General features: G+C 70.2%; 10 protein-coding genes. 6 read left to right on the forward strand and 4 right to left on the reverse strand.

Annotated elements, in window-relative coordinates; translation table 11 throughout:
• Positions 1–85: 85 nt before the first annotated feature.
• Positions 86–1,486 (forward strand): hemolysin family protein, encoded by a 1,401-nt coding sequence (locus tag J7E91_RS30940; protein WP_214910151.1) that lies wholly within the window; start codon positions 86–88, stop codon positions 1,484–1,486.
• Positions 1,483–2,505 (forward strand): hemolysin family protein, encoded by a 1,023-nt coding sequence (locus J7E91_RS30945; protein ID WP_214910153.1) that lies wholly within the window; start codon positions 1,483–1,485, stop codon positions 2,503–2,505. Before J7E91_RS30940 ends, J7E91_RS30945 begins: the two co-directional genes overlap by 4 nt.
• On the opposite strand, the gene J7E91_RS30950 is transcribed toward J7E91_RS30945, so the two are convergent.
• Positions 2,502–3,236, reverse strand: coding sequence for a TetR/AcrR family transcriptional regulator (locus J7E91_RS30950; protein ID WP_214910155.1), 735 nt, complete (start codon positions 3,234–3,236; stop codon positions 2,502–2,504). The two genes, J7E91_RS30945 and J7E91_RS30950, sit on opposite strands and share 4 nt — an antisense overlap.
• Positions 3,237–3,527: 291 nt before the next feature.
• Here J7E91_RS30950 and J7E91_RS30955 point away from each other — a divergent pair, with 291 nt between their 5' ends.
• From J7E91_RS30955 to mug, 4 genes are all read left to right on the forward strand, one after another.
• Complete coding sequence (locus J7E91_RS30955) at positions 3,528–4,298, forward strand: Tat pathway signal sequence domain protein (RefSeq protein ID WP_251016511.1); 771 nt, start codon at positions 3,528–3,530, stop codon at positions 4,296–4,298.
• 126 nt (positions 4,299–4,424) lie between these two features.
• Positions 4,425–5,204 carry an SGNH/GDSL hydrolase family protein gene (locus J7E91_RS30960; RefSeq protein ID WP_214910156.1) on the forward strand — a complete coding sequence of 260 codons (780 nt, stop codon included), beginning with the start codon at positions 4,425–4,427 and terminating at the stop codon, positions 5,202–5,204.
• Positions 5,205–5,309: 105 nt separating this feature from the next.
• On the forward strand, positions 5,310–6,752 hold the full coding sequence (gene purB, locus J7E91_RS30965; protein ID WP_214910158.1) for an adenylosuccinate lyase: 1,443 nt from the start codon (positions 5,310–5,312) through the stop codon (positions 6,750–6,752).
• A 10-nt stretch (positions 6,753–6,762) separates the two neighbouring features.
• Positions 6,763–7,326, forward strand: coding sequence for a G/U mismatch-specific DNA glycosylase (gene mug, locus J7E91_RS30970; protein WP_214910159.1), 564 nt, complete (start codon positions 6,763–6,765; stop codon positions 7,324–7,326).
• A gap of 78 nt (positions 7,327–7,404) precedes the next feature.
• Here mug and J7E91_RS30975 read toward each other — a convergent pair whose 3' ends face one another.
• From J7E91_RS30975 to J7E91_RS30985, 3 genes are read right to left on the reverse strand one after another with little or no spacing between them, the layout of a single operon-like run.
• The gene (locus J7E91_RS30975; RefSeq protein WP_214910160.1) at positions 7,405–7,845 is read right to left on the reverse strand and encodes a hypothetical protein; all 441 of its coding nucleotides are present in this window, start codon (positions 7,843–7,845) and stop codon (positions 7,405–7,407) included.
• Positions 7,846–7,885: 40 nt separating this feature from the next.
• Positions 7,886–8,623, reverse strand: a complete 738-nt coding sequence (locus J7E91_RS30980) for an ABC transporter permease (RefSeq protein WP_214910161.1) — start codon at positions 8,621–8,623, stop codon at positions 7,886–7,888.
• 3 nt (positions 8,624–8,626) lie between these two features.
• Positions 8,627–9,583: an ATP-binding cassette domain-containing protein gene (locus tag J7E91_RS30985; protein WP_214910162.1), complete on the reverse strand. Its 957-nt coding sequence runs from the start codon at positions 9,581–9,583 to the stop codon at positions 8,627–8,629.
• Positions 9,584–9,665: the final 82 nt, after the last annotated feature.

Here is a 9,665-nt window from a genome sequence, read left to right on the forward strand (position 1 = left end):
GTGAGCGTCCGCCCATGGGCGAGCCTCCCAGTCGACATCGCGCACTCCTCCCCGCCCTGCCCGGTCATGGGACGGAGGTGAACCGATGACCGAAGTGCTTCTGCTCGCCCTGGCCCTGTTGCTCTCGCTCGCCTGCGGAGCCTTTGTCGCGGCGGAGTTCTCGCTGACCACGATCGAGCGCGGAGACCTCGAACGCGCGGTGGAGCGCGGCGAGCGGGGCGCGGCGAGTGCCCTGAAGGCGGTACGCAGCCTTACGTTCCAGCTCTCCGGCGCCCAGCTCGGCATCACCGTGACCAACCTCCTCGTCGGCATGCTCGCCGAGCCGTCCGTCGGCAAGCTGATCCGCGGCCCGCTCAGGGCGGTCGGTCTGTCCCCCGCGGCGTCGTCGTCGGTGGCTCTCGCCATCGGTACGGCGCTGTCCACCGTCGTCCTGATGGTCGTCGGCGAGCTGGTGCCCAAGAACTGGGCGATCTCCTCGCCGCTGGGCGTGGCCAAGGTCGTGGCCGCCCCGCAGCGGATGTTCAGTCTTGCCTTCCGCCCGCTCATCAGCCACCTCAACGGCTCGGCGAACCGGATCGTGCGGCGCTTGGGCATGGAGCCCGCCGAGGAACTGGCGTCCGCCCGCAGCCCCCAGGAGCTCGTCGCCCTCGCGCGGCACTCCGCGAGGGAGGGCGCGCTGGAGGCCGACACCGCCGAGCTGTTCGTACGGACGCTCAATCTGGCGGAACTGAACGCGCAGAACGTGATGACCCCGCGGGTGCAGGTCACCGCACTGGACGTGCAGGCCACCGCGGAGGACGTCGCGAACGCCACCCGCGCGACCGGCCTGTCGCGCTTCCCCGTCTACCGGGGCAGCCTCGACTCGGTCGTCGGCATCGCGCACATCAAGGACGTACTGACCGTGCCCGCCGAACGCAGGCCGTCGTACCCCGTCGCGTCTCTGCTGCGCGAACCCCTGCTCGTACCGGAGACGCTGACCGTGGACCGGCTCCTCGACCGGTTGTCGGGCAAGCGCACCATGGCCGTCGTCATCGACGAATACGGCGGGACCGCGGGCGTCGTGACGCTGGAGGACATCGTCGAGGAAGTCGTCGGCGAGGTGCGCGACGAGCACGATCCGCACGAGACACCGGACCTCGTACCGGCGGGCGAGGACGCCGACGGGCGGGTGCTGTGGTCGGCGGACGGCGCGGCCAGGACGGACCAGCTGGAGCGGGTCGGGCTGCGGCTGCGCGAGGGCCCGTACGAGACGCTCGCCGGGCTGGTCGCCCACGAGCTGGGACGCATCCCGGCCGTGGGTGACCGCATCGACCTGGCCGGGTGGCAGCTGGACGTGGTGGACGCGACGGGACGGCGCGCGGCACGTGTGCTGCTGCACGCGCCCCTGCCGGGCGACTCCCCCGGCTCCCTCGGCTCCCCCGACTCCACCGGCTCCTTCCGCGCCACCGACTCCTTCAGCTCCGGGGACAGGGAGGCCGGGCGATGACCGCGGTCCAACTGCTCATCGGCCTGCTCACGCTGGTCGTCAACGCCTTCTTCGTCGGCGCGGAGTTCGCTTTGATCTCCGTACGCCGCAGCCAGATCGAGCCCGAGGCGGAACAAGGCAACCGGCGGGCGCGCAGCGTCCTGTGGGGACTCGAGCACGTCGCGGCGCTTCTCGCGGCGGCCCAGCTCGGCATCACGCTGTGCACCCTGGTCCTCGGTGTGGTCGCCGAGCCGGCCATCGCGCATCTGCTGGAGCCGGTCTTCCACGCCCTCGGAGTGCCGGACGGGCTGACGCACCCGATCTCCTTCGTGATCGCGCTCGCCGTGGCGACGTATCTGCACATGCTCTTCGGTGAGATGGTGCCGAAGAACATCGCGCTTGCCGAGCCGGTCAGGACCGCGCTGCGCCTCGGGCCGCCGCTGGTGGCGCTGGCCCGTGCGCTGCGGCCGGTGATCTTCGCCATCAACGCCTTCGCCAATGCCCTGCTCAAGCTGTTGCGGGTCGAGGCCAAGAGCGAAGTGTCGGCGACGTTCACGGACGACGAGCTGGCGCGGCTGGTCACGGACGCGGGCCACGCCGGGCTGCTCGACGATCGCGCGGCGGAGCGGCTGCACGATGCCCTGGAGCTGGGCCGGCGCCCGGTGCAGGACGTGGTGATGCCGGTGGAACGCGTGGTGTTCGCCCAGATGGGGACGACGCCGGAGGACTTGGAGCGGCTGTCTGCCGAGTCGGGATTCTCCCGTTTCCCCGTACTCGAGGGCCTGCGGATCCTCGGCTACCTGCACGTGAAGGACGCGCTGGACGCCGCGCCGCGCAACGTACCGTTCCCGGTCTCGGCGCTCCGGCCGATCGCCCGGGTGCGGGCGTCCACACCGCTCGACGACGTACTGACAGCGATGCGGCGCAGCCGGACACACCTGGCCGCGGTGCTGGGCGACGACGGCAACCCGGCCGGTCTGGTCACCATGGAGGACGTACTCCGCGAGCTGGTGGGGCGGCCTGACCAGAAGCAGTCCTAGGGTGCCTGGGCCGTCGCGCCGCTGTCCGACAACAGGGCAGCGGACGCGGCGGCCGGGCCCAGGAACGGGGCGAGAAGGAAGAAGCTGAGGTGCGGCAGCTGCCCGGGCAGTTCGGCCGTACGGCCGTCGGCGACGTACCCGCACAGCGTGGAATAGATGCCGCCGACCACCGCCGAGATGAGCTCGTCCGCCTCGGCCGGCGGCGGTGGGATGGGTGCCTGGGCGAAGAAGTGGTGGAAGTGCCGGAGGAGCCGGGCGCGCTCCTCGCGGGCCCGGGGACCTACCGCGTCGATCTCCACGAGCGCCATCGTCGCGAACGCGGGGACGCGGGCGAGGAGTTCGAGCAGTACGCCCAGGCTCGCCAGCGCTCCCTGCTGCCAGTCACGGGCGGCGTCGTACGCGGCGTCCATCATGCGCAGCAGGACATGGGTGCCATGCCGGTACGTGGCCAGGAAGGCGTCCTCCTTGCCGTCGAAGAGGGCGTAGAAGACGGGTCGGGTGACTCCGGCCGCCTGGCAGATGTCTGTCACGCGGGCGTTCGCGTAGCCCTTTTCGGCCACGGTGTGGACCAGGCCGTCGTACAGCCGGTCCCGCTGCGTAGCGGCAACCAGTTCGGCGGGGACGCGGCTCGGACCACGCTTGATGGCGCGGGCGGGGTCCCGGCCCTCGCGTGCGCCGGGGAGCGGGCAGGGGAACGGTGACTCCGGCGGACCCGGCCGCAATTGCGCCATCACGTACCGAACCCCCTTGACGTTGCAACTCCAACGGGTTTACAACCCCGAAGAGTTCCTATTATTCGGCGTCGCCGCCCGCTCAATGTCCAAGGCAGCGCCGCGTGTTGGCCTCCCTGTCCAGCGATGCGGGAGGAGGCCCGGCGTTCCCAGTATGGCGCGGGAACATGCGGCCGGGGCGCCTCGGCCGCACCGTCGTTCGCCGGAAGCCGCAGCGCGCCGGGTCCCCCGCCCCGGCGTCTTCCAGTGCACACCCTGAGGCGAAAGCCACATCCCTAGAAGGGTCATGCCATGCGCTCGTTCACCTCCCGCTCCGCCACGTCGGGCTCCACCACCTCCCTCACCGCCACGCCCCGCTCCGCCGCCTCCCGGTCCGCCGTCTCCCGCTCCGCCCTCTCCCGGTCCGCATCGGTCGCCACCGCCGTCACCGCCGCCGTCACCGCCGCGTTACTGGCCACCGGCGCCTCCGCACCGGCACCGGCCGCCGCGGTTCCCGTCCTTACTCACGGCAGTGCCGGCGGCAGCGCCGTGGCGGTCGGTGACGTCGTGTCCGCCTCGCTCGTCACGGGAACCAAGGCGACCTTCTTCTCCAGCGCCACCGGCACGACCGGCGTCAGCTGTTCCACCTCCTTCTTCAGCGCAACTGTCACGTCGAACCCGACCGCACCCGGCACCGCCACGGGCTCGGTCACCTCACACACCCTCGGCAACTGCACCTCCAACGTCAGCGGCACGACCAGCGTGCAGAGCATCACGATCGAGAACCTGCCCTACTCCATGTCGGTCGGCGACTCCGCCGGAAACCCCGTGGTGATCAGCGGATCGCCGATGCAGATCACCGCGCGGCTCAACAGCTGGATCGGTCCCATCACCTGCGTATACCGCGCGACGAGCATGAGCGGCAACGCCGACAACCAGGGCAATACGATCTCCTTCAGCAACCAGCAGTTCACCCGCTCCTCGGGCCCGAGCTCCTGCTTCTCGCCCGGCTACTTCTCCGCCACGTACGGGCCGGTCCGGGACATGAGCCAGAGCGGAAACCCGGCCGTCTTCGTCAACTGACGCCCGCACCGGCAGCGGCGGGACACGTCGGCGGACACGCTCGACGGCGCGCGGTCCCTTCAGGGGGTCCGCGCGTCGGCCGCCGCGCACTGGCGTCACTCCCTGCCGGGATACGATCGCTCCGCCATGGAACTGAATGCCACATACACCAGTCTTGTCGCGGTCGGCGACTCGTTCACCGAAGGCATGTCGGACGCCCTGCCCGACGGCTCGTACCGCGGCTGGGCGGATCTGCTCGCCGCCCGGCTCGCGGCGCGCACACCCGGTTTCCGGTACGCGAACCTCGCCGTACGCGGAAAGCTGATCGGCCAGATCGTCGCCGAGCAGGTCGATGTCGCGGCGGCCATGCAGGCGGACGTTGTGACGCTGGTGGGCGGGCTCAATGACACGCTCCGGCCGAAGGTCGACATGGGCAGGGTGTGCGGACTCCTGGAAGAGGCGGCAGGGAAGCTGGCACTTTCCTGCAAGCAGCTGGTGCTGATGCGCAGTCCCGGCCGCAACGGTCCGGTGATGGAGCGCTTCCGGCCGCGGATGGAGGAGCTCTTCGCCTTCATCGACGAGCTGGCGGCGCGGCACAACGCCCTGGTCGTCGATCTGTACGGCACCCCCGTACTCGGTGACCCGCGGCTGTGGCATGTCGACCGGCTGCATCTGACGGCGGAGGGGCACCGGCGCGTCGCCGAGGCGGTGTGGCAGGCGCTGGGTCTCGCTGCCGAGGACGACTGGCGGACGCCGCTGGCACCCGGCGTGCTGCCCGGATGGGCGGCGCGGCGCGGGAGTGACCTGCGGTTCGCGCGCGAACACCTGGTGCCGTGGATCGGGCGACGCGCCACGGGGCGGTCGTCGGGCGACGGGCGGCCGGCCAAGCGCCCGGAGCTGCTGCCGTACGACGCTCCCCTGCCGTAGCGCTGGTCGTTCGCGGACCGTCGCGCTGATCGTTCGCTCTTCGTAGCAAGCCACAAGGGGGGCCGCGGCGCTGGCCTGCAGAAACCGCCAGTAGAATCTGGTCACGTGACTGCTGCTCCTGCGAAGCCTCGCATCCCCAATGTCCTGGCCGGCCGCTACGCCTCCGCGCAACTCGCCGTCCTGTGGTCCCCCGAGCAGAAGGTGAAGCTGGAGCGCCAACTGTGGCTCGCCGTGCTCCGCGCTCAGAAGGACCTCGGCATCGAGGTGCCCGACGAGGCCATCTCCGACTACGAGCGCGTGCTCGACCAGGTCGACCTGGCGTCGATCGCCGAGCGCGAGAAGGTCACGCGTCACGACGTGAAGGCGCGGATCGAGGAGTTCAACGCGCTCGCGGGCCACGAGCAGGTCCACAAGGGCATGACGTCCCGCGACCTCACCGAGAACGTCGAGCAGCTTCAGATCCGGCTGTCGCTGGAGCTGATGCGCGACCGTACGGTCGCCGTGCTGGCCCGGCTCGGCAAGCTGTCCGCCGAGTACGCGGAGCTCGTCATGGCGGGCCGCTCGCACAACGTCGCGGCCCAGGCGACGACGCTCGGCAAGCGCTTCGCGACGGCGGCCGACGAGCTGCTGGTGGCGTACGGGCGTCTTGAGGAACTGCTCGGCCGCTACCCGCTGCGCGGGATCAAGGGCCCGGTCGGCACCGCCCAGGACATGCTGGATCTGCTGGGCGGCGACGCCGGGAAGCTGGCGGACCTGGAGCAGCGGATCGCCGTTCACCTCGGCTTCTCCCAGGCCTTCACGTCGGTGGGCCAGGTGTACCCGCGTTCGCTGGACTACGAGGTCGTCACCGCGCTGGTGCAGCTGGCGGGCGCTCCTTCCTCTGTCGCCAAGACCATCCGGCTGATGGCCGGGCACGAGCTGGTGACGGAGGGCTTCAAGCCCGGCCAGGTCGGCTCGTCCGCGATGCCGCACAAGATGAACACCCGCTCCTGCGAGCGCGTGAACGGCCTCATGGTGATCCTGCGCGGCTACGCCTCGATGACGGGCGAGCTGGCGGGCGACCAGTGGAACGAGGGCGACGTGTCCTGCTCGGTGGTGCGCCGGGTCGCGCTGCCCGACGCGTTCTTCGCGTTCGACGGTCTGCTGGAGACCTTCCTCACGGTGCTCGACGAGTTCGGCGCCTTCCCGGCGGTCGTGGCCCGCGAGCTGGACCGCTACCTTCCCTTCCTCGCGACGACCAAGGTGCTCATGGCTTCGGTACGGGCCGGGGTCGGCCGCGAGGTCGCGCACGAGGCCATCAAGGAGAACGCCGTCGCCTCCGCGCTGGCGATGCGGGAGCAGGGCGCCGAGCGCAACGAGCTGCTGGACAAGCTCGCGGCCGACGAGCGGATTCCGCTCGACCGGGCGCAGCTGGACGAGCTGATGGCCGACAAGTTGTCCTTCACGGGAGCGGCGGCGCAGCAGGTCGGCGTCGTGGTCTCCCGCATCGAGGAGATCGCCAAGCAGCACCCCGACGCCGCCGGGTACACCCCCGGATCGATCCTCTGATCCGCACGGCATGACGCCCGAAGAAGTCCTGGCCGCCCGCGACCGCCTCGTCCCCGACGTGGTGGCGGGTGGCCTGCGCGTGCTCTTCTGCGGCATCAACCCCGGGCTGATGTCGGCCGCGACGGGCCACCACTTCGCCCGCCCGGGCAACCGCTTCTGGCCGGTGCTGCACCTCTCGGGCTTCACTCCCCGGCAGCTGAAGCCGGCGGAGCAGGACGAGCTCCTTTCCTATGGCCTTGGCATCACCAACGTGGTGGCCAGAGCGAGCGCGCGGGCGGACGAGATAAGCGACGAGGAATTCCGCGAGGGCGGGCGGCTCCTGACGGCGAAGGTCGAACTGCTCCGGCCGAAGTGGCTGGCGGTGGTCGGCATCACCGCCTACCGCACGGCCTTCGGCGAGAAGAAGGCAGTCGTCGGGCCGCAGGAACGGACGATCGGTGAGACCCGCGTGTGGGTCCTGCCGAACCCGAGCGGTCTCAACGCTCACTGGACCGCGCAGACCATGGCCGAGGAGTACGCCCGGTTGAGGGCGGTGTCGGAGACCGGTGGCCCGGTGCCCGAAGCCGGCGGCTAGCGGAAGCGGCGCCGAGAGCCGGTCCCGGAAGACCGCTGTCACAAGTCACGGTCGACAGTAGCGGTCAGGTGTCAGCGGCTATGGCGGGTCGACCTCGGTGACAACCGCCATCAGCTCGTACGACGGCCCTTCCGCTTCCCCGAGCGCGAGTCCCAGCGCGATCCATCTGCCGTCGGCCCGCCAGATGTGCAAGCTGTCGAACTTCGCGCTCAACTCCTCCCAGGGCGCCGGTATCTCCTCTCCCGCGATGCTCCGTTCCAGCAGACTCCAGAGGCTGAAGACCTGGGGCTCGCCCCACTTCGCCCCGAGCACGGCCAGCAGCGCGTCGTGCTCGGCCACGCACTGCTCCCGCATCTCCAGAACCTGTGCGGCGTCGTCGTCCCCCAGCTGATCGGCCGCGCTCAGCTCCGCGGTGTGATAGCCGGGCCCGCTGAAGCCGGTGTCCGACCTGCCGCGCTGTGCCGGAAACTCCTGTGCGCGCAGCAGGTCTATGAGGGCGAGATACCGTGCGGTGCTCATGTCGTCAGTAAACCTCCCGGCACTGACAACTGGCCGTCTGTCAGGCGTCGCGGCGGCGCACGGCCCACCAGCCCGCCAGCAGCGCGGCCGCCGCCCACAGCGTAGTCACGGCGAGCCCCGACCACGCCCCGAGGTCACCTTCCGGGTGCAGGTGCAGCACCTGCTGCCCCGCGCGGTCCGGCAGGTACTGGGCGACTCCGCCGGCTATGTCCCCGACCACGAACGAGACAATCAGGATGAAGGGGATGAGCAGGCTCAGTACGGCGACGCCGCTGCGCAGCAATGCGGTGAGGCCCGCGGCGAGGAGCGCCATGAGCGCGAGATAGATACCGCTGCCGACGCAGGCGCGCAGCGCGCCCGGGTCGCCGAGGCCGATGGCGTACTCCCCCATGAAGGCCTGCCCGGTCAGGAAGGAGGCGAAGCTGGTGGCGAATCCGACGGCGAGCGCGAGCCCGCCGACGACCGCCATCTTCGCCGAGTAGAAGAGGCCTCTGCGCGGCACCGCCGAGAGCGAGATCCGCAGGGCGCCGTTGAGGTACTCGGAGGACAGCGCCGTAGCTCCGAAGCTTATGGCGGCCAGCTGACCGAAGTTGAGGGCATAGAACGCCCCGAAGACGGGGTCATATCCGTCGTTGTCTGCCTCGGCCTGGCCAACGGTGGCATAGGCGAGCACCGTGATGGCGAGTGTGACCGCGAAGACGGCTACGAGGGAACCGGCTGAGGCCCGTACCGACTTGATCTTGATCCACTCGGAGTGGAGGACTGCGGTGGTCGACATGATTCAGGCCTCCTGGCCGGTGGTCGAGGGAGTGGCCGGGGGAACAGAGGCCGCGGCGGACGCGAACTCTGTCTCCTCGGCCGTGAGATCGAGATAGGCCTGCTCCAGCGTGGCCTGTTCGTCGGAAAGTTCGAGAATCGGAATGCCTTCGTGTGCGGCGATCACGCCGATCTCCTCGGCCTTCACCCCGTCGACGACCCAGCGGCCGTCGTCGCCACGAACCGGCGTGTATCCCCTGCGCGTCAGGACCTCGCCCAGTCGGCTCGACTCGGTGGTACGCACCCGGACCCGGGGGCGGCTGCGTGCGTCGAGGAACTCCCGCATGGGAGTGTCGGCAAGCAGCCTGCCCTTGCCCAGGACGACGAGGTGGTCGGCGAAGGACGCGGTCTCGTTCATCAGGTGGCTGGAGACAAGGACCGTGCGGCCCTGATGGGCGAGCCGCCTCAACAACTCGCGGATCCAGATGATGCCTTCCGGGTCGAGGCCGTTCGACGGCTCGTCGAGCATCACCACCTTCGGGTCGCCGAGCAGCGCGGCGGCGATACCGAGCCGCTGGCGCATACCGAGCGAGAAGGTCTTGATCCGCTGGCCCGCTACCTCCGCGATGCCCGCCTCTTCCAGCACCTCGTCGACTCGGCGCACGGGTATGCGGTTACTGACGGCGAGAGCCAGCAGATGGTTGCGAGCGGTGCGCGAGCCATGGGCGGCCTGTGCGTCGAGCAGTGCTCCCACCTCACGCAGTGGATTCTCGCTGTGTGTGTAGGGGCGCCCGCCGATGGTGGCCGTGCCCGAGGTGGGACGGTCGAGGCCGAGGACGAGCCGCATCGTGGTGGACTTCCCGGCGCCGTTGGGGCCGAGGAAGCCGGTCACCCGGCCGGGCAGCACACTGAACGTGAGCCGGTCCAGGGCGCGCTTGGTGCCGTACTCCTTGGTCAGTTCTTGGACGTCGATGCTGTTCATGGGTCCAGACTGGCTCTGGACCCACATCCGTGACCTCCCCCATCCGTGGGGATCATCTCCCCCGTGCGAGGGAGCCGTTGCG

The sequence above is a fragment of the Streptomyces sp. ISL-99 genome (assembly GCF_018614005.1).
GTDB classification, from domain to species: domain Bacteria; phylum Actinomycetota; class Actinomycetes; order Streptomycetales; family Streptomycetaceae; genus Streptomyces; species Streptomyces flavidovirens.

Bases quoted from the DNA above. Each gene is read 5' to 3' on its own strand.
- J7E91_RS30940 (WP_214910151.1), top strand. From the start codon at position 86: ATGACCGAAGTGCTTCTGCTCGCCCTGGCCCTGTTGCTCTCGCTCGCC.
- J7E91_RS30945 (WP_214910153.1), top strand. From the start codon at position 1,483: ATGACCGCGGTCCAACTGCTCATCGGCCTGCTCACGCTGGTCGTCAAC.
- J7E91_RS30950 (WP_214910155.1), bottom strand. From the start codon at position 3,236: ATGGCGCAATTGCGGCCGGGTCCGCCGGAGTCACCGTTCCCCTGCCCG.
- J7E91_RS30955 (WP_251016511.1), top strand. From the start codon at position 3,528: ATGCGCTCGTTCACCTCCCGCTCCGCCACGTCGGGCTCCACCACCTCC.
- J7E91_RS30960 (WP_214910156.1), top strand. From the start codon at position 4,425: ATGGAACTGAATGCCACATACACCAGTCTTGTCGCGGTCGGCGACTCG.
- mug (WP_214910159.1), top strand. From the start codon at position 6,763: ATGACGCCCGAAGAAGTCCTGGCCGCCCGCGACCGCCTCGTCCCCGAC.
- J7E91_RS30975 (WP_214910160.1), bottom strand. From the start codon at position 7,845: ATGAGCACCGCACGGTATCTCGCCCTCATAGACCTGCTGCGCGCACAG.
- J7E91_RS30980 (WP_214910161.1), bottom strand. From the start codon at position 8,623: ATGTCGACCACCGCAGTCCTCCACTCCGAGTGGATCAAGATCAAGTCG.
- J7E91_RS30985 (WP_214910162.1), bottom strand. From the start codon at position 9,583: ATGAACAGCATCGACGTCCAAGAACTGACCAAGGAGTACGGCACCAAG.